The organism is Martelella radicis, assembly GCF_014196625.1.
In the GTDB taxonomy this organism is placed as follows: domain Bacteria; phylum Pseudomonadota; class Alphaproteobacteria; order Rhizobiales; family Rhizobiaceae; genus Martelella; species Martelella radicis.
On the sequence record NZ_JACIDZ010000020.1, the window covers coordinates 34,013 to 55,392 of the forward strand.

The 21,380-nt window shown below is 57.6% G+C and carries 24 protein-coding genes; 18 read left to right on the plus strand and 6 right to left on the minus strand.

The genetic code is table 11. The features are described from left to right. Nucleotides 1-86 precede the first annotated feature (86 nt). Complete coding sequence (locus tag GGR30_RS21125) at nucleotides 87-1,448, plus strand: tyrosine-type recombinase/integrase (protein ID WP_183490878.1); 1,362 nt, start codon at nucleotides 87-89, stop codon at nucleotides 1,446-1,448. Between the two features lie 55 nt (nucleotides 1,449-1,503). On the opposite strand, the gene GGR30_RS21130 is transcribed toward GGR30_RS21125, so the two are convergent. The 4 genes from GGR30_RS21130 to GGR30_RS21145 all read right to left on the minus strand — a co-directional run bounded on the left by GGR30_RS21130 (nucleotide 1,504) and on the right by GGR30_RS21145 (nucleotide 3,831). Beyond that, complete coding sequence (locus tag GGR30_RS21130) at nucleotides 1,504-1,722, minus strand: hypothetical protein (protein WP_144409500.1); 219 nt, start codon at nucleotides 1,720-1,722, stop codon at nucleotides 1,504-1,506. Continuing rightward, a complete protein-coding gene (locus GGR30_RS21135; RefSeq protein ID WP_183490880.1) occupies nucleotides 1,719-2,231 on the minus strand; it encodes a hypothetical protein in 513 nt (170 codons plus the stop codon). Before GGR30_RS21135 ends, GGR30_RS21130 begins: the two co-directional genes overlap by 4 nt. A gap of 283 nt (nucleotides 2,232-2,514) precedes the next feature. Beyond that, a complete protein-coding gene (locus tag GGR30_RS21140) occupies nucleotides 2,515-2,895 on the minus strand; it encodes a hypothetical protein (protein WP_183490882.1) in 381 nt (126 codons plus the stop codon). 243 nt (nucleotides 2,896-3,138) lie between these two features. After that, on the minus strand, nucleotides 3,139-3,831 hold the full coding sequence (locus GGR30_RS21145) for an XRE family transcriptional regulator (RefSeq protein WP_024710193.1): 693 nt from the start codon (nucleotides 3,829-3,831) through the stop codon (nucleotides 3,139-3,141). Between the two features lie 585 nt (nucleotides 3,832-4,416). Between GGR30_RS21145 and GGR30_RS21150 the strand changes: the two genes are divergently transcribed. From GGR30_RS21150 to GGR30_RS21195, 10 genes are all read left to right on the plus strand, one after another. Continuing rightward, nucleotides 4,417-4,920, plus strand: a complete 504-nt coding sequence (locus tag GGR30_RS21150; RefSeq protein WP_183490884.1) for a hypothetical protein — start codon at nucleotides 4,417-4,419, stop codon at nucleotides 4,918-4,920. Then, a complete protein-coding gene (locus GGR30_RS21155) occupies nucleotides 4,917-5,138 on the plus strand; it encodes a hypothetical protein (protein WP_183490886.1) in 222 nt (73 codons plus the stop codon). Before GGR30_RS21150 ends, GGR30_RS21155 begins: the two co-directional genes overlap by 4 nt. A gap of 72 nt (nucleotides 5,139-5,210) precedes the next feature. Next, complete coding sequence (locus GGR30_RS21160; RefSeq protein WP_183490888.1) at nucleotides 5,211-5,777, plus strand: GcrA family cell cycle regulator; 567 nt, start codon at nucleotides 5,211-5,213, stop codon at nucleotides 5,775-5,777. After that, the gene (locus tag GGR30_RS21165) at nucleotides 5,774-6,556 is read left to right on the plus strand and encodes a hypothetical protein (protein WP_183490890.1); all 783 of its coding nucleotides are present in this window, start codon (nucleotides 5,774-5,776) and stop codon (nucleotides 6,554-6,556) included. Before GGR30_RS21160 ends, GGR30_RS21165 begins: the two co-directional genes overlap by 4 nt. After that, nucleotides 6,556-7,641 (plus strand): hypothetical protein, encoded by a 1,086-nt coding sequence (locus tag GGR30_RS21170; RefSeq protein ID WP_183490892.1) that lies wholly within the window; start codon nucleotides 6,556-6,558, stop codon nucleotides 7,639-7,641. The genes GGR30_RS21165 and GGR30_RS21170 overlap by 1 nt, the downstream gene beginning before the upstream one ends. Further along, entirely contained in the window at nucleotides 7,574-8,068 is a 495-nt protein-coding gene (locus tag GGR30_RS21175) for a hypothetical protein (protein WP_183490894.1), read from the plus strand. Before GGR30_RS21170 ends, GGR30_RS21175 begins: the two co-directional genes overlap by 68 nt. Continuing rightward, a complete protein-coding gene (locus GGR30_RS21180; RefSeq protein ID WP_183490896.1) occupies nucleotides 8,058-8,807 on the plus strand; it encodes a hypothetical protein in 750 nt (249 codons plus the stop codon). Before GGR30_RS21175 ends, GGR30_RS21180 begins: the two co-directional genes overlap by 11 nt. After that, a complete protein-coding gene (gene nusG / locus GGR30_RS21185; protein ID WP_183490898.1) occupies nucleotides 8,804-9,445 on the plus strand; it encodes a transcription termination/antitermination protein NusG in 642 nt (213 codons plus the stop codon). The genes GGR30_RS21180 and nusG overlap by 4 nt, the downstream gene beginning before the upstream one ends. A 709-nt stretch (nucleotides 9,446-10,154) precedes the next feature. Next, nucleotides 10,155-11,231, plus strand: coding sequence for a COG3904 family protein (locus tag GGR30_RS21190; protein ID WP_183490900.1), 1,077 nt, complete (start codon nucleotides 10,155-10,157; stop codon nucleotides 11,229-11,231). Between the two features lie 145 nt (nucleotides 11,232-11,376). Further along, on the plus strand, nucleotides 11,377-11,571 hold the full coding sequence (locus tag GGR30_RS21195) for a hypothetical protein (protein WP_183490902.1): 195 nt from the start codon (nucleotides 11,377-11,379) through the stop codon (nucleotides 11,569-11,571). Between the two features lie 204 nt (nucleotides 11,572-11,775). On the opposite strand, the gene GGR30_RS21200 is transcribed toward GGR30_RS21195, so the two are convergent. After that, entirely contained in the window at nucleotides 11,776-12,486 is a 711-nt protein-coding gene (locus GGR30_RS21200; protein WP_183490904.1) for a FadR/GntR family transcriptional regulator, read from the minus strand. A gap of 169 nt (nucleotides 12,487-12,655) precedes the next feature. Between GGR30_RS21200 and GGR30_RS21205 the strand changes: the two genes are divergently transcribed. The 7 genes from GGR30_RS21205 (at nucleotide 12,656) to GGR30_RS21235 (ending at nucleotide 20,371) form a co-directional block, all read left to right on the plus strand. Further along, complete coding sequence (locus tag GGR30_RS21205; RefSeq protein ID WP_183490906.1) at nucleotides 12,656-13,636, plus strand: TRAP transporter substrate-binding protein; 981 nt, start codon at nucleotides 12,656-12,658, stop codon at nucleotides 13,634-13,636. Between the two features lie 193 nt (nucleotides 13,637-13,829). Next, nucleotides 13,830-14,369, plus strand: coding sequence for a TRAP transporter small permease (locus GGR30_RS21210; RefSeq protein WP_183490908.1), 540 nt, complete (start codon nucleotides 13,830-13,832; stop codon nucleotides 14,367-14,369). Beyond that, nucleotides 14,369-15,661, plus strand: coding sequence for a TRAP transporter large permease (locus GGR30_RS21215; RefSeq protein ID WP_183490910.1), 1,293 nt, complete (start codon nucleotides 14,369-14,371; stop codon nucleotides 15,659-15,661). The genes GGR30_RS21210 and GGR30_RS21215 overlap by 1 nt, the downstream gene beginning before the upstream one ends. A 39-nt stretch (nucleotides 15,662-15,700) precedes the next feature. Next, on the plus strand, nucleotides 15,701-16,468 hold the full coding sequence (locus tag GGR30_RS21220; protein ID WP_210288136.1) for an SDR family NAD(P)-dependent oxidoreductase: 768 nt from the start codon (nucleotides 15,701-15,703) through the stop codon (nucleotides 16,466-16,468). Between the two features lie 52 nt (nucleotides 16,469-16,520). After that, entirely contained in the window at nucleotides 16,521-16,940 is a 420-nt protein-coding gene (locus GGR30_RS21225; protein ID WP_183490912.1) for an RbsD/FucU family protein, read from the plus strand. A 71-nt stretch (nucleotides 16,941-17,011) separates the two neighbouring features. Beyond that, the gene (locus GGR30_RS21230) at nucleotides 17,012-17,341 is read left to right on the plus strand and encodes a hypothetical protein (protein ID WP_183490913.1); all 330 of its coding nucleotides are present in this window, start codon (nucleotides 17,012-17,014) and stop codon (nucleotides 17,339-17,341) included. Between the two features lie 711 nt (nucleotides 17,342-18,052). Further along, nucleotides 18,053-20,371, plus strand: coding sequence for an AAA family ATPase (locus GGR30_RS21235; protein WP_183490915.1), 2,319 nt, complete (start codon nucleotides 18,053-18,055; stop codon nucleotides 20,369-20,371). Between the two features lie 406 nt (nucleotides 20,372-20,777). Here the strand turns inward: GGR30_RS21235 and GGR30_RS21240 are convergent. Then, nucleotides 20,778-21,380: dihydrodipicolinate synthase family protein (locus GGR30_RS21240; protein WP_183490917.1), on the minus strand; the 603-nt coding region annotated here is incomplete at its 5' end.

Genomic DNA, 21,380 nt, shown 5'->3' on the forward strand with positions numbered 1-21,380 from the left:
GAAAATTAGGAAATCTCTTCCCTGGATATTGCGCTCAATGCCTTTTGCGTGCAACAAAGTGTGCAGCAAATTGGGTAACGAGCGCTATGCGAACCACGTCCAAAGGAAAGAATCCTGACCGCTTTCTGACCACGCGACAAGGTATTTACATGTACGTTCGGCGGGTGCCGAAACTTGCGATAGACCTTGATCCCCGAGCGCCGGCTATTCGAATTTCGCTCGGGACTCGTGATCTTGCGATGGCTCGGATTAAACGTGACGCCTACGAAGAGGCTGACAACGCATTGTGGGGCGCATATTTAGGGGGGGATGATCGCAGTAATGCGGACGCACGCTACCGCGCAGCCGTGGCGCGAGCGCGTGCTCTGGATTTCACCTATCGTCCGGCAGCCGATGTGATGGCAAGTGAGACCGGCGATCAGATCATGTTCCGACTGGATGCATTGTCGTCTTCACCGCCAAAGAGCATGGACGCCACGGCGGTTTTGGGGCTTGAACCTCGGCCGCGCGTTCGATTGTCCGAAGCCTTCGAGCTATATCTGACAGAAATTGCTGCACCGGAAGTTGCAGGCAAGAGCGCTACACAGAGGCGCAACTGGACTAAGGTGCGGCGCCGGGCCGTTTCAAATTTCATTGCGGTTGCCGGAGATAAGTATTTCGATGAAATCGATCGCCAGGATGCTCTGAAACTCTACCGATACTGGCGGGAGAAGATTGCACCGGCTGACGGCCCCGCCCAAAGAAGCGCTTCGTCCGGCAATAAGGATATCGGCTGCCTTCGCAACATCTGGCGATCCTATCAACGCTATCAGGGTGTATCGTCGGACAATAATCCGTTTGCTAACCTATCATTCCGCGACAAGAACAGCGCCCAGCGGCCTCCATTCTCTGCTGAATGGCTTGAGAGGTGTGTATTGGCACCGGGCGCGCTATCAGGTTTGAACGAAGAAGCACGTCATATCGTACAGATTCTGATCGAAACGGGCGCTAGGCCGTCTGAGATCTGTAATCTGGTGACTGAACAGATTCACCTTGATCACGAAGTTCCCCACATAGCGATAGCGCCCCGGGCTGATCGGGCCGATCCGCGAGAAATCAAAACGACCTCGTCGATCCGGCTTGTGCCGCTTACGGGTGTCGCACTGGCAGCCATGCGATTTCATCCGGACGGCTTTCCCAGGTACAAGAACCGCGAGGAAACACTCTCCCAGACGCTGAACAAGTATTTTCGAGCCCGTTCCCTGTTTCCGACATCAAAGCACAAGATCTATTCAATCCGCCATGCGTTTGAGGATCGTATGAAGGAAGCGGGGCTGGATACAGAGCTGCGTATGATGGTCATGGGGCATGCGATTGACAGGCCGAAGTATGGTTCTGGTGGGTCGCTGGAATGGAGGCGTCAGGAGCTTGAGAGGATCACGCTCAGCTTCGATGAAAGCTGTCTCTGAATGGGGGGCAGCGAGCATGTTTGCATGACTTGGCGAATTTTCTGGGCCAGCCGCTTTATTGATGTGCTCTTTTTTCAGCCCGGGCGCGCACTGATGCCATCACAGCTCGGTTTTGTTCCCGCTTCTCCAATTGACCTTCTAGCCAAGAATACATTGGCAGCAGGACCTGTCCTTTTTCGCCGCGTGCTATGATCTCTTCTGCCAGACGACTGAGTGCCTGTTCGATCTGTTCGATGCTCCATTTCTCGGATATATCTGAGGGCTGAACCGTCAAACTCTTCGCCTCCAAGCCTCAAATTCTCTCACCATTTCCCGCCAGTGGGCTGCTGCCGCAGGGTCGATGTTCAACGCGCTGCGGCTTGCGATCGCGAGAACAGACCGTACCCGTGTTGCAGTCGTCTTTTCTGTCGCCGGTTGCGCAAGGTCGTGCCGTTCGATGAGAAACCGCATGAATGACGGCTCGGCGCATTTCATGGCGCATTCGGCAGAATAGTCCTTCGCTGGCCTTCCGCCCTTGGCTTCAAGCTCTCGCCGCAGTTGCTCGATCTCGCGTCGTCGTTCGGCATCACGACGCGCTGCTGCATCCAACATGCCGATCAGGTCGGCTGGAATCTCGATATGCCTTCGGATCAGTTCGCGGTTGTCTGCCGGACAGGAGACCGGAAGCGAGCAGATGATCTCCGGTTCGCCCGGTCCGGATATTTCCAGATGCATGCCCTCCGTGTCGGCCATGACGTCGGAAGGCGGTGTGGCGCTCGTTATCAGCGCGCGATAACTTTCCAAACGCTTCCTTGCGGGCAATCTATCATGCATGGTGCACCTCGCACCGAGGCAACCCAGCCGCCGCGAGGGAGTTCGCTTCCATTGGGCTCGTGGCGGCACGCGCTCCTGTCATGGTGTCAGACTCCAGAGACCGCAGCGAGGGCGCTTTCGAAGACGATGATTGCCCGCACTGTGAAAATGAGAAGAAGCGCGCTGCCGATGACGACCGCTGGAAGTGCGATACGGCGTAGCAGGTCGCAGTCATCTTGCGTAAGGGGGTGACGGTGAGCTGTCAGGCGCGTGTTCATACTTCAGCGCCTTTTTCAGCATTCATGTCCGCAAAGATCCGAGAAACCATGCCATGCTTGCCGAGCGTATCGTCGAAGCGCCTCCAACGCAGACTATCTGGGTCGAACAGCGCGTCGAAGGTTCGCTCGGATGGCTCCATATCTGCGGGGAGGAAACCGCCGTTGGCGAGGGGCGTTTGGGTGGTGCAGTCGGTTTCGTTCGTTTTCGCAGGCTCTATCCCGGAGGGCGAAAGCAGGCCGCCTGGCTTGAGTTTTGCGTATTCGAAGAAATCCGGTTGGTCCATCTCGTCCAGGGCGTCCCATATTTGATCGAGATTACCCCAGACGATGCCATGCAGCATTTTGGTTTCTGTGGCCCGAACCAGATAGACACTCATCACATTCTCCATGCGTCGTGCCTGAGGTGAGCGTCATAATCGGTGCTGCATCCTCGGGCAGATTGTTTGGCATGAAAAATGTGCCATATGACAATATTGTTGGCAAGAGGGAATGTGCCAAATGGCATAATCGTGCTGTCGACACAAAAAAAGCCCGCTGGAGCAGGCTTCTTGAATTATGCTGAAAACGGATTTCTCAGGGACTGAGACCGCAGTTCACACCCCGGCTTTCGGCAAGCGCCGTTATCCGCGCCATTGGAACCAGGCAACAATGCGCCCATAAACGCGAACATCCCGGCGAGAGAGGCGGTCGGGTTCGCCATACCGCTCCTTGTTATCCGAGATGACGAGTATGTCGTCGGTTCTAGGAACAAGCTTCAAGCGCTTGATGACGAGACCGTCCCCGTAATCGCAGGCATATATGTCTTCCGGACTAGGAAAGACATGATCTGTATCGACAAAGACGGTGGAGCCTTTTTTAACAGTGGGCTCCATGCTGTCACCGATTACGGGCACCGCCTTAATACGGTTGAGGTTGGGCCATCCAGCCTTAATTGTTTCAGGAAATGACCAGAAGCCATCAGACATTGACGGGTCGAGCAATTCCCCGTCATCGGTGTATTCGACGCTCAAAAGACCACCTCCGCCGGCTCCTGACACGATGTTGAGATTTTCAACATCTCCCGTCTTTCGGGCGGGCTTTAGAAGAGACGGCATATCGCCAGCGAGAGACAGGGCTTCATGATCAAACTCGTCTGTCAGTTCGATTGGTTCGACCTCAAGACCTCTCGCGATCTTGATTACATTTTCGAGTGTAAGTCCACGCTTTCCGCTTTCCATGCGGGAAAGATGGGTATGGGAGATACCTGTCCGTTCGGACAGCTCCTCTAAAGTTACAGATTTGGATTTGCGGAGTTCGCGAACTCTGTTTGCCATGGGTTAGGTATTTTGCCAATTGGAACAAGTTTCAACCGCCAAATGGCAATGTGCCTATTGACAAAATAGCGCCATATGACACATTGCGCACATGAAGCTGGATCCGTACGTCAAATATTCAGGTCTAGGGTGCGGTCTGTCGGTTGCCCCGACGCCTCTCTCCCCATCCCCCCAATCCGCGTGTGTCCAGAGATCCGCGCGGACACCTTGCCGGTTTCGTTCCGGTGAAGCCGTGCCAATGTCCTTGCGTCAGGCACGGCCCTTTCTTTTCCCTCACATCCCATGCCGCGCGCGCCGAGCCACACCTCCCGTGGCCTGTTGCAGCGCGGGACGCACGGGCAGTCTTCGGGCTGGCTTGTGCCGGGTGCGCCGGGGCAGGGCTTGTGGGAGCCTGCTCCGGCGCTGCGGTGATGTGCGGTCGCAGGCTGCGGCCCTTCTTTCATCCTGTCCTTCCCGACTGCGCCCGCCCTAGAGGCTCTGTTCAACTGATCCAACCCTAAACCGCGATCAACCGTCCCACCATGGGAAACGACGCCGGGCCTTTCCCGGCGCGAATGTCTTTTTTTGTCTTCGAAAGGGAGAGACATGGCCGAAGAACCTGCAATCGATCCGTTCATCCTCGCCATCCGCTGCGCCCAACGTGACCTGATCCGCCGGGCCGGCGGAATTGAGCGCGTGGCTCTGATCACCAGCCGCTCAACCAGTGCCGTCGGCCGCTGGAACGGCAAGCGCGAAACCGACATCATGCCGATCCCGGTGGTGCGGATCCTGGAAGAGGATACCGATGCACCGCTGGTGACAGCGGCAATGGCGTCTGTGACCGCGCGCCGGCTTTCAGGTTCGGGAGAGCGGCGTGAGCGCGCGCTGTCGCTGATCCAGTGCCTTGCCGGCGATCAGGCCAGTGAAAGCGATCTGACCGGCACCATTCTGGAGGCGCTGTCGGATGGCCATGTGACGCCGACGGAAGCCCGGCTTTGCCTTGAGAAGCTCTCCGACAAGGAGATCAGTCATGACCGGCTGAAGCGCTGCCTGATCGATGCGATTGCCGGCGGCGGTCTGGATGTCCTCAAGGGGAGGGCTGCACGATGAAGGGCGCCTTTCCCTTTGCCGAAGCACCCTCACACCGGGTGATGCCAGGCGAGATCAGACCGCGGCCGGATGCCTGGCAGCCAGTCCGTGATTCTCAGACCATCCGGATCCTCCAGACCATCGATCCCGATCAACTGAGCGAAGACGAGATGGATGCGCTGTGCATGGAGGCTGTCGAGGCGGCGGTCGACTGGCGGCGAAAGCCACGGTTCAGCTGATTGTTCCGCTCCGGTGTCCCGCCGCCTGTCTTGGCAAAGGGGCGGGCATCCCGAACGGAACGGAGAGGCTGGATGACACGCTGGAACCCTGAAGCGCTTGATCGGATGGCGAAGATGTATCGCGGCGGCGAGACGCTTGCGGTGATTGCTGCCGCCTTTGATGTCTCGCGTGGTGTGATTGCCGGTCTTGTCTCGCGCAATCCCGAACGCTTTCCCAAGGGGGCGGTCCCCCGAAAGCCGGGTCCGCCGAAGAAGCCGGCAAGCGAGAAAGCAAAGGCAGCAAAGGCAGGGAAGACTGCAAAGAACGGGAAAGCTGGGCGAGGGCGGGGCAAAGCGCCAACGCATCAGCAACCTACATACCCGACGGCAGAAGACGAGGCACTGGCAGCCGCGCGTCGGATCGAGGCACGCCGGCGGGCAGCCATCCGTGCCTATGACACCCGGCACATGCAGATTGCCGGATCCAAGACAGTTCCCTTCATCGACTGCGGCGAATTCCAGTGCCGCCTGATCATCACCGCTGGCGAGGATGCCCTTGGTCCCGATGCGCCGTGTTGCGGGAGACCCGTGGCAGAGGATTCTGCCTACTGCCCGCAGCATTTGAAGCTGATGTACCGGAAACCGGGGAGGGCGACATGACCATCTCTTCACGACCCGCACAACCCGACCTCCGACACATTCGCCACTTCGAAAGCACTGGCATTGCCAGTAGCAGCGGCCGGGTATCGGCACTGCGCATTGTTTGCGGCTGCTGCGAGGCAGCGGGCTATGTGCCGGCCACGGCAGCACTGCGGCAGGGAGAGCCGGCGGCGACCATTGCGGCCTTTGGCGCTCATGGCTGGCTGGTCGGTGCGACACCGGCCGAAGACCGCTGCCCGGCCTGTAGCCGCAAATCTTCTTCAGACAGGAAACAGACGACGAAAGGAGCCGACACGATGGCGGCAGGACCGCGCAAGACAACAGCAAATGCGGCAAAGGCAAAGGTGGCAGTAGCAAGGACGACAGCGATCACCACCTCGCCAACCCCGACCGAGGCACAGGCTCTCCAGGCAGAGCTCCCGCCGCAGATGGGCCGGGATGATCGCCGGATCATCATGGAGAAGCTGGATGACGTCTATGGCGACAATGCCTATGGCGGCTCATGGACGGATACGACGGTTGCTCGTGATCTCAACGTTCCCCGCGCATGGGTGAGCGAGGTGCGAGAAGCCTTCTTCGGGCCTGAGGGCAGCAATCCGCTGCTGGATCGCTATACGGCAGAGAAGGAAGCGTTCGAGCGTCTTCATGCCGGCTTCATGGCCGCCCGCAAGAGCCATTGCGAGGCGCATGATCAGCTGGTGAAGATGGCGATGGACATCTCGAAGAAGGCCGACGAGATCAATCGTCTCGGCAAGCGGGTCGAACGGGAACTCGGCTGATGTCTGAGGTTGCCGCACTCATTGCCGATATGGTGCGTGCCGGGGTGGATGCCGATCTGATCGGCCGCACGGCTCAGGCACTGGCCGAGCGCGAGCCTGTGTTCGTGCAGGCCGGCGATGATGCCGGCTTGCCGGCAGAGGGCAATGGCGGTCGTTCGGCGGCGGCCATCCGGCAGGCGCGCTATCGGGCACGGCGTGCGGCAGGGAGCGATGCTGGGCATAACGCAGGCGTAACGCGTTACGCTTCGTGTTACGGTGCGGCAGAAACAGACGATGGTGCCACAGGCCCTGGAATTGCTTGCGAGAGCGGCGACAAGGCGACTGATGGAGAGGCTTTTGACCGTAACGCGGCGTCACGCTGCGTTACGGGTGACGTAACGCGTTACGGTGACGGGCAAAAAGAGAACACCCCCCACACCCCCCAAGAGAAAAATTCTCCCCTTAAAGAAAAGGCCCCTAAAGGGGCCCAAAAGAAAGTTCCCCCCGAACCGGCGGACAAGGGGCTGTTCGAAGCAGAACCCGAGGCCGATCTCAGCGCCAAAACGGACAGGGCAGGGAGGGCAGGAGCTTCCGAAGCCTTCGATGCAGCCGAGGCAACCGATGCCAACCAACAAACCGGATCGTCCTCGGCCTCGGCAGGCACAGACCGCAAGCGCCGCTCGCGCCGTCATGGCGGTGACATCACCGGCCTGACAGCCGAGTTCGACACCTATGTCTGGCCGCTCTACCCGCAGAAGGTCGCCCGCAAGACAGCGGCAAAGGCCTGGGCCTCGGCACGCCAGCGCGCCGACTTCGACACGATCATGGACGGGCTGAAGCGCTACGTCGCCAAACGCGATGACAGGCCGTGGTGCAATCTCTCGACATGGCTCAATCAGGACCGCTGGACCGACAGGCCGGCAGCAGCACCAGCCAGAGCGCCGCCATCACCCTCCGGCAGGCAATCACGCTCCGAACAGATCCGGGACCACAACAGGCGGGTCAGCGAAGCCCTCCACAAGCGCATGAGGCAGGACAATGGCAACGCAACTGCAGACATCATCGACATCGACAGATCAGACTGGACGGTTGAAGGCAGCGCTTGAACCGGCTGAAAGCTACCAGTCAGACCTGATGCTGACCAAGCTGATCGAACGCGGCTTCGTGGTTCCAGACAGCATCGACCCGGATATGGCGCCGGAGCTCTATGCCGAAGTGCTGTGCGGCAAACCGATCGCCGCCATGCGCCGTGTGTTCGAGAACCTCAGGCTTGGACGCTATGAGCGCTATCGCTCCTTCCTGCCCAAACCGGCAGAGCTTTCCGCCATGATCGACGAGGCCGCCCGGCATGACCGGGAGATGCTGGTGCTGGAGCGGGAACGACAGAAGGCCATGGAAGAACGCAGGCGTCTCACCAGACAGATGAGCGAGGAGGAACGCGAACGTCGCCGGAAGAAGGCAGCGGCCGTCAGGGCAATGCTGGCAAAGGCTGCCGCAGCCCGCACGGTCAAGGAGGAAGTCGATGAGCGCTGAGAGCGATGCACCGGGCCGGAAGACCGTCAGAAAGGCCTTCCTCAAATTCTACCGGCAATGGCCGACCTTCGGCGACGACAGTGATGAACGCGCCTTTGCCGAATGGCAGGCACTGCCTCATGCAGAGCGTGAAGTCGCTGCTTCCCTGCTGCCAGCCTTTCTCAGCTTCTCGGCGATGAAGGGACAGGCGGTGAAGTTTGCCGCGAGCACCTATCTGAAGGAACGGCGCTGGCAGGAGGTGCCGGAGGGGATGGAGGCAACAACAGGCCCGTCGATTGCCGCGACCTTCGGCAAGGCATGGATGGCCGAACGCTTCATCCGGCTTGCTGATCCCTGCGCCCGTCTTCCACCGCTGACCCGCTTCCAGGAAAGCCAGATTGCCGGTGGCAGGGCAGACCGCAAGGCACTCTGGCGCGAGCGCATGCAGAAGATGGGCTGGCCTGCCGTCAATGCCATGCATGAACAGGCCATCCGCTATCCCGGACGCGGTGTCCGGGTCTCCCCGCAAACCGTGCTGCTTTCGGCAGACTTCGAACAGGTGAGGGTGGATGGCAATCTCTGGCGGGCATGGGAGGCGGAGCATCATGCCCATGGCTATCCATGGCTTCCCGATACGGGACGGGTGGAGTGGGTCTACTTCCCGCCAGTCCCTGATGAGGACGGACCGAAGGCGGCGCTTGCTGCCTTCTTCGACAGGCTGGAACGGATCGGACGGACAAGCGGGGCAGCAGCACAATGACACGGGATATGACGAGCCTTGAGGCCGAACTCGGCAAGGACAGCCTTCGGCGTCTGGAACGGGATGCAGCCCTCAGACGCATGCGCCTTGATGAGCAGCATGCCCTGACGGAAGCCCATGACCAGGCGACATGGTATGTGGCAGCGGTTCATCCGGGCCATGAGCAACAGGTGGAGACGGTGCTGAAGGACATTGGGGCCGAGGCGCTTGTGCCGATGCGCAAGGGCAAACAGAGGCGCAGGCGCGGGCGAATGCTGCCGGTCAGGGACGAGGTGCTGATGACCGGTTATGTGCTTGTCCGCTTTGTCAGCACGGCGCGGGCGCTTCGAGGTCTGCTGAGGCTTGATCATGTTATCGCCATTCTCGGGGGCTGGGAGACGCCTTACCCTGTATCCGACGACAAGGTGGCTCAGATCATGCGCAAGGCTGACAATGGCGACTTCGACTATGAGCGCCACAGCGACGTAATGGTCGCAGCCGGCGACCGGGTGATAATCGGCGACGGAATCTTCGAGGGGCAGATCGGCACGGTGGTCACGGCCAACAGCAAAGGCAAGGGTGATGTCGTGGTCGAGGTTGATCTGTTCGGCCGGCTGACGCCGATGGTCGTGCCGCTTGCCGTGATCGGCAAGGTGTGAGCCAATACGCCTGGCGGTCGAAGATGATCCCGTCGGGATCTCGGCACGATCGCAGCGTATCAGCGGGACGGGTGCTCCGCATGAGACTGATGAGAGCGGGTTGCTTCGGTGACCCGCTCTTTGTCGTCAGGGCAGGGGGCAGGCAATCCGCGGGTCCTTCCTACAGCCCCTTGCCCTGCGGGTATTTGGCACCGCGCGGTCTGCCCAGTCTGAGGCTAAATTCGAAGCCTAAAGTCAGGGCTAAAGTTTAGGGTAGGGTAAAGTAGCGGGTCGCGTACAGGCAAATAGTGGGAATGGTCGGGACTTGCCAGACATAAACAAAGAGCTGTCTGAATGGCAGATATGGGGCGGTAAGCAGCCGTTCGCGGCACTCAACCCGAAGGTCCCAACAGGGCGGGTTTCGGACATTTGTTGCGCACCGTGCAGACAGCTGGAATGCGTCAAGATTTGCCGTTCGCAGTACCCGACTTTAACGGTAGCAATGGGCCAAAAGCGATTATGTTTCTCTCAAGCCTGAAGGTCCGCTTGGCTAGTTGCTGAGACTAAATCTGCCAGTAAGCAGTTGGCCCCGTATCTGCCGGTTCGGAGGGCACCGCCATGATATGACGCGCCTCCGGGCATCACCAACTTTCGCGCGTTTCTCAGCCGGATGTCTTGACCAGACGTTTCTCTTCGGGTTGATGAGGCAGACACGTCAGAGGGGGGCGACTTGCGTATCATACTGGTTGCGATTTTGGCAGCTTTGACAGTTTTTAGCGAAACACCAGCCGAGGCAATCGAGCTTTCGGCGATCCGTCGTAACGCGGTGACAACCATCGTTATGGCTGGTGACATTGAGCCCGGAGATGCCGAAAAGTTTAGGGCCTTTTGGGATACCAGTGAGTTTGACACTTTCAATTATGTTGTGGCCATGGATAGCCCAGGCGGAAGCCTTTGGGACGGACTTGATATCGGTAGCTTCCTGAGAGAACGCGGGGCGGAAACAGTTGTCACTCGCTATGGCCCGCTTGCTCCGGGCGAAGATGAGTTTAGTTATCGAGAGGAACATGCTGGTGCGGGATGCTATTCTGCCTGTGCATTTGCCTTTATGGGAGGGGTAAAACGCGATGTGCCTGACGGTAACAAAATCGGCTTTCATCAGTTTTCCAATTCGGATGGAGCAAGTAATTCAAATCTGATGTCTACCCTTACGGTGACCGCTATTTTGAATTCTTATCTGCGCGATATGGGCGCTGCTCCGCAGCTAACAGATTTTATGATGAAAACCGGGCCGGATGACATGTTCATTCCAGATAATGCCCAGCTGCTCTGGCTTGGTATTGTCGATGATGGAAGCTTTAAAAAATTCCGAATCGAACCGAAATTCGATCTCCCGGTAGCCGTTGCGACCAGTTTAGGCAATATTGATACACGTGAGCGAGTTTATGAGGTGGACACGTTCTGCCTGCGCGGCACGCCGATGATTAATTTCTATGCCATCAGTCCCGAACGTGGCCTGCCTACGGACATAGCAGACCCTGCAACAACACATATTGATGGCTTCAGCATCTCTTCGCCTGAAGGTACACGAGATTATGGAAGAAATAGCTTCTGGCTTTATGCCAATTCCAATCTGCTGGCGACGCTGGCAATCTCAAAAGCTGATGCCTGGGCAATTGCCAGCAGCAATACCTTAATCGCCTTAAATAGTTATGGGGCTTCCGGTTTCTTCCTAAGTGCGAGAATTTTGGTTCCGGTCGGTGGCGATCCAGCCATTAAGGTGAGCTTTAATGATTGCCTCAAGTGATCCTTGAAAGATTGCGACTCAGCCTGTGAGGCCAAATGCTTGAAGGGTAGAGCCAACGGCTATCACTTAATTGTCATCGAGATCGTTCCGCGCTTTCTGCAGGGCCTCGGAGAAGGCGCGCGCTAGGACACCTGTCGGAATCGCGATGATGCCGATTCCGGTCAGGGCGTTTACTCTTACCGTCTTCGCCAGACAGGAAGGGCAGCGCCATAAGCTGTCGGAAACATCGATCGAGGTCATTCAGCAGCTTGCCGACAGTCAACAGGCACTCAGCCTCAGGTCCGTCATCCGCTTGATTGGTCGAGCGGAAATGTTTGAAACCCAGCCGAAGTTGCATTGAATAGGCGGAGCGACGGCAAAGGGGCCGGCAGGAGACGGGCCGCTTAAGGAGTCACAAATGGCGAATGCAGACATTCGCGCCGCCAGATCATTGCCAGCGTCCTTCGCCGACATCCGACAGTAAACCCATATCTGCGGGCGGCAAGACGCAGATGGCGGCGGCGAGGGATGCCGCCTTTTCTGCCGTCGAAACCGGGACGAAACTTCAGCGGCCCACAGAACGCACTCTTTCAATGTCCGAAGCAGCGTTGTCCAACAGGGTCAAAGAGGCAACGCGGGCTTCTTCCGGCTTGCCGTCGACGATGGCCGAACAAAGATTGCCGTGCTCGATGATGGCGCGTTGGCGGTGCGAGCCTTTGGCGGCAATCGAAAACATCTGCGACAGGCTTACCGCCAGCATCTGCCCGATCGGCCAGAAAAACTCGTTTCGGGTCGCCAGATAGATGGAGCGATGGAAGGAAAGGTCAGCTGCGACCCACGCCCTGTCGTCGTTGCCGGCATCCACCATCGCCTGGAAGTCCGCCGACAGGCGTTCACGATCGACCGGCAGGGCGTGGCAGGCCGCGAGCGCTGCTGCTTCCGGTTCCGTGGAGCGGCGGAGCTGAAACATTTTCTCCAAATAGCGCGAGAGATCGCTCGTCTGCACCCTCCAACTCAGCACATCGGTATCGAGGTGGTTCCAAAAAAAGGGATCACGAATGAACGTGCCCCGCTTCGGCGCGGTTTCGATCAGTCCTTTGGCAATCAAGCCGCGGATTGCCTCCCGCAACGCGGTGCGGCTGACCCCGAGCTGTTCGCAAAGCTGCGTTTCAGGCGGCAGTGCTTGGCCGGGCTGATAGTCGCCTCGCACAATCGCCAGGCCCAGGGCATCGGCCACGCGTAAATGCACTTTGACCGTCAGTTGTTCGAATCCCATTTCAGTGTCGCCTCCGTCGCCTGTCATATGCAGGAAAGCCCCATTAGCACATTTTTGCGGTCGTTTCGCCATAATTTATCAATTTTGCCTATAATCAAGGCAGTTGCGTTAATATCATGTACAGTGTAGTAGTATTGTATGAGCAAGATGAATCACGGGAGGATTCAAGATGAGAAAGCTGCTACTCGCAACACTGGGCTTTTCCGTTTCCCTTTCGGGCGCGGCATCCGCGCTTGATATCAAGGTCGCGCATTCAAGCCAGGCCTCGTTGGCGTCTGAGCTGCACGCAGCCGCATGGGCCTTTCAGAACTATCTGGATGATTTCGGCAATGACATTCACGTCACCATCTACCCCAACAATCAATTGGGGCAGGAGCGCGAGGTGTATGAGGCCATGCAGTTGGGTTCGGGCGCCGATTGCGCCATTTCCGGCACGGCGATCCTGAACAATTTCGACACGCGCCTTGGCGTTATCGAACTGCCTTATATCTGGAACGACTACAATCACCTCAACCGCGTTCTTGACGGCGAAGTCGGCGATGAGCTGGCCGAAGGGCTGAAACAATCCGGCTTTGAGGTCGTCGGCTGGCTCGCGAGCTGGGGTTACCGCAATGTCGCCACGAACAAGCCCATTGAAAGTCCCGCAGATCTCAAGGGCCTGAAGATCCGCACCATTCCCACCGACGTTTATGTGAAGACGGTGAACGCCATGAGCGCCAACGCCACGCCGATGGCTTTCGGCGAGATTTATACCGCCATGGAGACCGGTGTCCTTGATGGCCTCGAGCACAGCGCGGCGCTGGTTTATGCCAACAAGTTCTATGAGGTTGCCGACCACTATACGCTGACGCGTCATCTGCTGGGTCCGGTCGCCTTCGTCTGCTCGAGCGCGTTCATGGGCAAGCTCAACGATGAACAGAGAGAACAGGTCCTGGCCGCGGCGGATTTTGCGGCAGACTTCGAGCGGGCGCTCGCTCCGTTGCGCGAACAGGATGCTCTGGATGCACTTGCCGAAGAAGGCATGGTCATAACGCAGGTCGATGTGACGCCGTTCAGGGAATTGGTTCGCCCCGTGCAGGATGAACTTGCCGCCTCGCTGGGCGCTGAGGAAATCCTGGAAAAAATCCGCGCTGAAGGCGGATCGAACTAGCGCATCGGCCCGAAAGCCGGACTCGATTTTCGTAAAGCACGATGCGTCGATTCAACAGGTTAGAGCACACTTTGTGCGTCCGAATGGACGCACGGCGCTCCAAGCGGCGCAACCTTCGCAAGACAAAGACCAGAGGGTGTATTCGATGCCCTCTGGAGACCAACAAAATCCTGACATTTCAAAGGGGGCGGTCATGGAAAACCATGATGCCGTTGCAGAAGTGCGTCCGGACGAAACAGGCGATGCTTCGGCAAAGCCGCCGTCGCTGGGACCGTTGAGATATCTTCATGCAGCGATTGAGGTCATCGTCATCGCAATGTTCATTGCGATCGTTGTTGTGGCCATCGCACAGGTGATCAATCGCTTCTTCCTTGGCCAGTCTCTGTCGTGGTCGGAAGAATTCCAGCGCTATGGCCATATCTGGCTGGTTTTCATGGCCATTTCCATTGCCTATCGCCGCAATGCCCATATTGGCGTCGATGTCCTGCAACTGATGTTGCCCAGGATGGCCGGCTCGACCGTGCGTCTGGCCATCGATGTCTCCTGGCTGGCGTTTGGCATCCTGCTCATCTGGTCGGCTTCAAAGCTGCTCGGAATCACCTCGCGGCAGATCAGCGCCGGCCTGGGCGTCACCATGAATTACGTCTATTTCGGCTTCGTTCTGGGTGGCGGCTACACAATCATCTGTGCGGGCGAGCGGCTGATCCTGCGCATGCTGGGGAGGCTCTCCTGATGACCCTCATTCTTCTCTTCGGCGGGCTTTTGACACTCGTTCTTCTGGGGTTTCCGGTGCTTTTATCCATCGGCCTGACAAGTGCGGCCGGCATTCTGGTGCTTCCCGGCGTGAATTTCGGGCTTTTTGCCCAGCGCACCTTCGCCATGATTGACAGTTTCAGCCTGCTCGCCCTGCCCTACTTCATTCTTGCCGGCGCCTTGATGGCTCAAGGTGGTCTGTCGCGGGCGCTGGTTGGCTTTGCGCAGACGCTTGTCGGCCATCTTCGCGGCAGTCTGGGGCATACCAGCGTTGTCACCTGTACCGCCATGGCCAATGTTTCCGGCTCATCGGCCGCAGAGGCCGCAACTGTCGGCTCGATCCTGATTCCGGAAATGAAACGTGAAGGCTACCCCGGCGGGCTGGCCTCGGCCATTGTCGCCGTGTCGGCCATTATCGGTCCGATCATTCCGCCGTCAATGACCATGATCGTCTATGGCGCGATGACCGGCGTTTCGATTGGCGGCCTGTTTCTGGCAGGCATTCTGCCCGGTCTCGGACTGGCTGTCCTGCTGATGCTGTTCATCCGCTTTCTGGCCGGCACCGGACGTTATCCGGCTCTTGCAAAGCATTCCAAGCGGGCAACAATCATCGAAATGATCCGGGCCGTTGGCAGCGCCTGGGTCGCGCTTCTTGCGCCCTTCATCATTCTCGGCGGCATTTTCGCCGGGGTCTTCACGGCCACCGAGGCCGGCGTGGTCGCCTGCCTTTATTCCGCAGTTGTCAGCATGCTGATCTATCGACAGATCGGATTGAAGGATCTGCCGCGCATCGTTCTTGATGCTGCTGTGACAACGGCCATGGTTGTCGGCATCATCGCCGTCACCGGCGCGCTCGGCTGGATCCTGTCCTATGTGAATTTCAATGAACTGGTGCTGGGCTTTCTCAGCAGCGTATCGGACAACAAATACGTGATCGTGCTGTTGATGCTGTCCATCGTGCTGTTGCTGACCATGTTCCTGGAAGCGCTGCCGGTGCTGATTGTCTTCGTGCCGATCGCCACCTATGTCGGCCAGACCTATGGTTTCGATCCGTTGCAACTGGGAATCATGATGATTCTGGCCAACCAGATCGGTGCTGTCAGTCCGCCGGTTGCCGTCCTTCTCTTCGTTACCAATGCGATTGCGAAAGTCCCCTACATGGAGACCGTGCGCCATGCCGCCCCCTTCATCCTGCTGGTGGTCGCATATCTGGTTCTGCTCGTCTTCGTCCCGCAGATCTCAACATTTATCCCGCACCTCGCGCAGCCGTAAGCGCGGCCCCGGTTTCAGCGGAACACAGAAAAGGTTTGAATGATGGAAAAGTTAAAACGCAAGAGGGCTTTCATTACCGGTGCTGAACAGGGCATTGGTTTTCACACGGCCAAATCGCTGATCGAAGCCGGATGCGATGTCTACGTGCACTATTTCAGCGGTAGGGAAGGTCCTGAAGAACTGGTGGCACTCGCCACGTCGCGGGGGCAACGTGCGGCGTTCGGCTATGCCAATCTGACCGATGTCGAGGAAACCAATAAATGTGCGCAGGATGCTGCCGCTTTCCTCGGCGGCATCGATGTCCTGATCAACAATGTCGGCGGCATTATAGCGCGCAAATGGCTGGGCGAGATTGACCAGGATTTCTGGAAGACGGTCATCGACGTCAACATGACGACCATGCTGAATGTCACGCAGGCCGCTCTCCCCCATCTGAAGGCGGCAACCGAAGGCGCAAGCATTGTCAATCTCGCTTCGCTGGCCGGTCGTTCCGGCGGGCACTCCGGTTCGCTCGCTTATTCCACGACCAAGGGGGCCGTTTTGACGTGGACGCGCTCGCTTGCCGCCGAACTCGGCGAATACGGCATCCGGGTCAACGCGGTGGCGCCGGGACTGATCCTTGGCACACGCTTCCACAATATCCACACGACCAAGGAGTCTTCAGACGAGACCGTCAAGGGCATCCCGCTCGGTCGTGCAGGAACTGCTGAAGACGTGGCGCGCACGATTACCTTCCTCGCATCGGAATATGACGGCTTCATCTCCGGCGCGACAATCGACATAAATGGCGGCATTTACCGCATGTAACCAGGCAACCGGTGCAGGCAGGCCTGCATCGGCTTCCCCCCAGGGGTTTGAAATGCTGAAAACACAAATCATTCATCCGCAATTGCTGTCAGCACTGGCGAAATGCGGGCACAAGGCGAAAATCCTCATTGCCGATGCCAATTATTCCGTGGTCACGAATTCGTCGGCCGATGCGGAAATCGTGTATCTGAATTTCGCGCCGGGCATGATCCCGGCGACCACGGTTCTCAAGGGGATCAGTCAGTTCATCGATATCGAAGCGACCACCATGCTCGCCTGGCCGGACGATTTTGAAAACACCATCCACGGCGAATACCTTGAGATCCTGCCTGCCGAAACGCCGATGACACTGACAAGCCGCGACGCGTTTTACGCTGAAGTGCGCGCGAAGGACGCGCTCCTCGTGATCGCAACGGGCGAAACGAGGCGATTTGCCAATCTTCTGATCACCGTCGGCTCGGTTATTCTCTGAAAGCCACCATTGAAAACGGCGTTTGAAAGGACGAATGAAGAGAAGGCAATATATCAAACGCCAAAGCGCAAATGGTTATCGGCATAGACCTCTCCGGCGCATGCAAATCGCCGATCGCCAAGATGCTGGCTGGCGGAAATGGGGCCGGGTACGGAATGTCGCTTTCCGGAACGTTCGACGCGAAGTTTGCCGTTGAGGAAACCGAACATCTGGCGCGCCTGCTAGTCACATATGTAGTATGTGACAGGGGGATCCGGTCTTTGCAGTGGCGCTCCGCTCAATATATCTTCGACGAGCTTCATCTGACCAGCCAAGAATATCCGGAGATCCTCGCGCTCGTCTTCGGTCATCGCGCTTGCCCCAAGATTTTGCGCCATATCTTGAAGAGAAAGTTCGGATAGCCTCAGAAGTCGACTAACAGCGACCAAACTTCGGGCAAGCGATCGTGAGCCTTGATCCTCCAGTTCAAAAAGGGGAAACCGATCAATCTCGCTAGCGACTTCCGACATTGTGAGACCCGCGGCCCTGAGGTTAATCGCCTGTAGGTGCAGATGCTCCGACGTACGGTGGAAACTCTCGAATGATTCATAACCGTTCAGGAGCAATCTCTTTGCCGACGACTCTAATTGCCTTTTCCGGTGTCGCAAAGGGTACTGCGCCGTCCAGTACGTTAAGAAGAGGGCTATCATAGCGCCTGCGAATTGAGCCCAGCCTGACAAGTCGGCGTTGTCCTTCAAAAACTGAACTAATCCCATTGTCTCTCCATACCATGGGTGCCCTCAAGGTCCGATGCGGCATCATCTATGATGGCATAATTATGACTGTGGTAGAGCCATATTATTCGTGGCTCGTCACTTTTGTGATAGCAGCAGGATGGGCAGCTTTTAGGCAATTTTCGCAAGGATCCGAATGACTGAATAGGGGGCGCCTTCCGGACCGGCAGAAACGGGGCCGGGAGCGGACTGTCGGCTTGTAGGCCCACTCCTCGACAAATCGGAATCTCCACCATTGGCAGGCATCTACGACTATCGAACAAGCTGTACTAACCGCATCGCATAGTACAAAATATTGGAGCTTTGAGTTTAGTCCCAAAGAACAGGAGGGGGGGCTAGATGAAATCTGATACGAATAACGATGCCTGTTTGAGCGTCCGGGTCAAGCACATCGGTCCGGTCATGGAACTTGAAGGCAAGCTCTCTCCGAAAGGGCAGAATCTGCTTTTCGCTACAAGTGGCACGGGGAAGTCCTTCATCTCGCGGGCTTTGCGGGCGTTGGACGGGCCGCTCGGAGAGGGTGAGAAGGACATTGACCCCGCTGACGTTGTCTCCGAGGAGAGCTCGGACGGCGCGCTGTCACTCCTCGAAGGCACCGCTGAGATCGCCAGAATCGCATTCGATAAGACCTCCGGACTCATCAGCCGCTTCCCCAGCCAATATATCTTTCACGTTTTCTCGTCCGACTACGTCGGCGCCGAGTTAGCCAGTCGCTCTTACGAACTCGACGGCGACATCGACCATCAGATCATTCTCGGGAAGGAGAATCTCGAGTTGCAGGACAAGGAGGCAGAGCTCGAGAAAATAGTTGGCGATCTCGATGAAGCCGTCCTTGCGCTCAGCGAGGCCTTTCAAAGGGGGAAAGACAAGCTCCGAAAGGCCCTATCAATACGAGCCAATCTGCAGGATTTTAGCGGGCTCGACCTGGAGAAGTGCCGAGGAACTGGTAAGCGTCCCGAGAAGCTGCCGACGAGTGCGGTGATCCTTGAGCAGTTCAACGCTTTGAAGGCCGTCCCGAGTGATCCGGAGAAGCCCAACCTATTAGCTGCGATGAGCGTCCAACTGAACGTGGACGAGATCCGCTCCCTCTTGGAGCGCCGCATCGACCAGTCCACCATCGCCGCTGAGGTGAAGGCCAAGATCGAGGCGGATAGAGAGTTCTTCGAAAAGGGCGTCCAGCTCCTAAAGAACGACGAGGAGTGCCCCTTTTGCACGCAGAAGTTCGACCTCGACGCCAGATCTGTCATTGACGCCTACCTGGCTTACTTCGCCGACGCCGAGGCAAAGACACGCACATCTATCAGGCGCATGAAGGGCCAGACGACTGCGATCCGCGACGAGCTTTTGCGTCGTGAGGCAAACCTTAACCAGGCTATAATTCGATACGACGCGTTGAAGGTCGCTTTCCCTTCGTTGAGTTCGACATCGCTCCAAGACGATGCTGAGCCTCGAGAGAAGATGTTCCGCCTGCTGGACGAGGTCGATGGGCTGCTCGAAGAGAAGGCGGCCGACATCACCCGCTCGATCTGGCTCCGTGATGATTTCAGCATTGAAGGGTTGCAGGCGAGAATCAACGAGGTCCGAGAAACGAACCGAACTCACATCGAGAAACTCAATTCGACTGTCGATAACTCGACGAGCGAGAGGTTGGCTTTGCAGCGTCGCGGGTGCTCGGCGTTCAACCACGACTTCCGTGAGGAGAACAAGGCCGCGATTGATGAGCTGGCCGCCAAGGAGGTTCAGCGGGCTGCGCTTTCCGACGCGATAGAGGCACTAAAGAAGACCAGCGGCGACAAGGTGGAAGCCCGTGAAAAGGTGGCCGACACTCTAGAAGAGCTGATCAGCTTCGCCTTCCACGGTCGCTACTCCTTCGATAGAGAGAACTTCAGTGTTAAGCGCGATCAGAAGAACATGGTGCGCGGTAGCGACCGAACTCTTAGCGACGGCGAAAAGACAGTTTTGGCATTCTGCTACTTTGTGGCGCAGTCGCACCTGAAAATATATGAGGTGGGCGACTATCGGAAGCTCTACCTAATCGTCGACGATCCTGTATCATCAGTCTCGTTCGACTACGTCTACTGCATCTGCCAGATTCTCAAGACTCTGCGCATCGACGGCGGAGACATTAGAATCAACACGAACGGCTCAGAACGTCCTAAGCTGCTCATTCTTACCCACCACGACTTCTTCTACAACGTGGTGCTGAACAACAACGTAGTTCAGAAGAACGCGCTTTTCCAATTGGTGTCGCGCGGTCACAAGCACGAGATAGTCAACCAGAAGAACTTTGTCGCGCCTCACATCTTTCACTTGCAGCACATCATCGATGTCGCCACATCCAGAGCATCGCCGAACCCAGCTACACCGAACGCCGTCAGGTCGGTGCTGGAGGGCATCTGGCGCTTCGCCTATCCCCAGAAGGCGGACCTTCAGGCATTCCTGAACGAGGCAAACTCCCAGCATGCATTCCAGGTGAGAAGTGTGCTTATCCAAGACATGAGCCACGGAGGCAAAATGTGGACAGAGAGCCCTCTAAGTGCCGACATTGAAACGGCTTGCAAGGAGGCTATCGAGATCTTGCGATACTACGCTCCCGGGCAAGTCGAAAGCGTCGGTCGTTTCGAAGGTGTTCTGAACCCCGTCAACAAGGCTTCATAAGAGATAAGAACTCTAACTAACCCAGCGGGTGACAACTAGCCTTTGAACGATTGGCCGCTTTCAGGCGCGCAATTTGGTGGAGGGAATGACCGATTTGGGGGCGCCTTCCGGACAGGCTCAAAAGGGGCCGTAAAGTGATCCTGAATCGGCCTACAAATTGAAGACATTTACCTGCCCAAAATGAGAAAAGGAGGTGGAAATAGCAGAAAAAGGCCGGTCGGTGGTTGTGGATCTGGCCTGATGTGGCGTGCACAACCTGCGAGCCTGCGCAGCCGGAGATCAAGGGCGGCACGCCAGTCACTTCGCTCGCACCGCCGCCTCCAAACCAAATTTCTCGCTGTCACAGAGTCGTCGGTTGATTTGCGGTTACCCCTGTCATCACCGCTTCATGTAATATCTCCTGCATCTATTCGTCTTTCACGCCTTTCAGAATTGCCGACAGCCGGTCGACCAGTTCTTCCGGCACATCGGACATCGGGCTTTTCGAGAAGCCGCAATCGCGCCCGAGAAGCCCGGCTGCCGCCTTCATGCGGGCGGGAAATTGCGGTCCGCGCACGATCTTCCAGAGGGGATAGAGGCGATTTTGAATCTTGAGCGCCTCGTCGTATTTTCCGGCCCGCGTCAGGTCCCACATGCGAACCGAAAGCCGGGGGAAAAGAGCCAGAATGGCAGAGATCGCGCCATCGGCGCCGAGTGCGAAACAGGAATGGAGCATTTCGTCGGTTGCGGCATAAACCATGCCGCGATCGCCGCAGGCGATCCGCATGTCGTACATGGCCATGATGCCGCCGACGCTCTGCTTGACGCCGATTACATGTTCGATATCGAGCAGCTCGGAAAAGAGTTCGGACGAGATCTCGTTTTGCGGCACGACGTTGTAGATGATGATGGGCAGGCCGACCGCCTCGGAAATCGCGCCGTAAAAGCGCTTGTTGCCGGCCGCGTCCGGCACCAGGACATTATAGAATGTCGGCGTGACCATAAGCGCATCCGCGCCGGCCTTCTTGGC

Excerpts from the sequence above, each read along its gene's own strand:
- GGR30_RS21125 (WP_183490878.1), top strand. The coding sequence starts at position 87 with ATGCGAACCACGTCCAAAGGAAAGAATCCTGACCGCTTTCTGACCACG.
- GGR30_RS21140 (WP_183490882.1), bottom strand. The coding sequence starts at position 2,895 with ATGAGTGTCTATCTGGTTCGGGCCACAGAAACCAAAATGCTGCATGGC.
- GGR30_RS21145 (WP_024710193.1), bottom strand. The coding sequence starts at position 3,831 with ATGGCAAACAGAGTTCGCGAACTCCGCAAATCCAAATCTGTAACTTTA.
- GGR30_RS21150 (WP_183490884.1), top strand. The coding sequence starts at position 4,417 with ATGGCCGAAGAACCTGCAATCGATCCGTTCATCCTCGCCATCCGCTGC.
- GGR30_RS21155 (WP_183490886.1), top strand. The coding sequence starts at position 4,917 with ATGAAGGGCGCCTTTCCCTTTGCCGAAGCACCCTCACACCGGGTGATG.
- GGR30_RS21160 (WP_183490888.1), top strand. The coding sequence starts at position 5,211 with ATGACACGCTGGAACCCTGAAGCGCTTGATCGGATGGCGAAGATGTAT.
- GGR30_RS21165 (WP_183490890.1), top strand. The coding sequence starts at position 5,774 with ATGACCATCTCTTCACGACCCGCACAACCCGACCTCCGACACATTCGC.
- GGR30_RS21170 (WP_183490892.1), top strand. The coding sequence starts at position 6,556 with ATGTCTGAGGTTGCCGCACTCATTGCCGATATGGTGCGTGCCGGGGTG.
- GGR30_RS21175 (WP_183490894.1), top strand. The coding sequence starts at position 7,574 with ATGGCAACGCAACTGCAGACATCATCGACATCGACAGATCAGACTGGA.
- GGR30_RS21180 (WP_183490896.1), top strand. The coding sequence starts at position 8,058 with ATGAGCGCTGAGAGCGATGCACCGGGCCGGAAGACCGTCAGAAAGGCC.
- nusG (WP_183490898.1), top strand. The coding sequence starts at position 8,804 with ATGACACGGGATATGACGAGCCTTGAGGCCGAACTCGGCAAGGACAGC.
- GGR30_RS21195 (WP_183490902.1), top strand. The coding sequence starts at position 11,377 with ATGATGCCGATTCCGGTCAGGGCGTTTACTCTTACCGTCTTCGCCAGA.
- GGR30_RS21200 (WP_183490904.1), bottom strand. The coding sequence starts at position 12,486 with ATGGGATTCGAACAACTGACGGTCAAAGTGCATTTACGCGTGGCCGAT.
- GGR30_RS21205 (WP_183490906.1), top strand. The coding sequence starts at position 12,656 with ATGAGAAAGCTGCTACTCGCAACACTGGGCTTTTCCGTTTCCCTTTCG.
- GGR30_RS21210 (WP_183490908.1), top strand. The coding sequence starts at position 13,830 with ATGGAAAACCATGATGCCGTTGCAGAAGTGCGTCCGGACGAAACAGGC.
- GGR30_RS21215 (WP_183490910.1), top strand. The coding sequence starts at position 14,369 with ATGACCCTCATTCTTCTCTTCGGCGGGCTTTTGACACTCGTTCTTCTG.
- GGR30_RS21220 (WP_210288136.1), top strand. The coding sequence starts at position 15,701 with ATGATGGAAAAGTTAAAACGCAAGAGGGCTTTCATTACCGGTGCTGAA.
- GGR30_RS21225 (WP_183490912.1), top strand. The coding sequence starts at position 16,521 with ATGCTGAAAACACAAATCATTCATCCGCAATTGCTGTCAGCACTGGCG.
- GGR30_RS21230 (WP_183490913.1), top strand. The coding sequence starts at position 17,012 with ATGGTTATCGGCATAGACCTCTCCGGCGCATGCAAATCGCCGATCGCC.
- GGR30_RS21235 (WP_183490915.1), top strand. The coding sequence starts at position 18,053 with ATGAAATCTGATACGAATAACGATGCCTGTTTGAGCGTCCGGGTCAAG.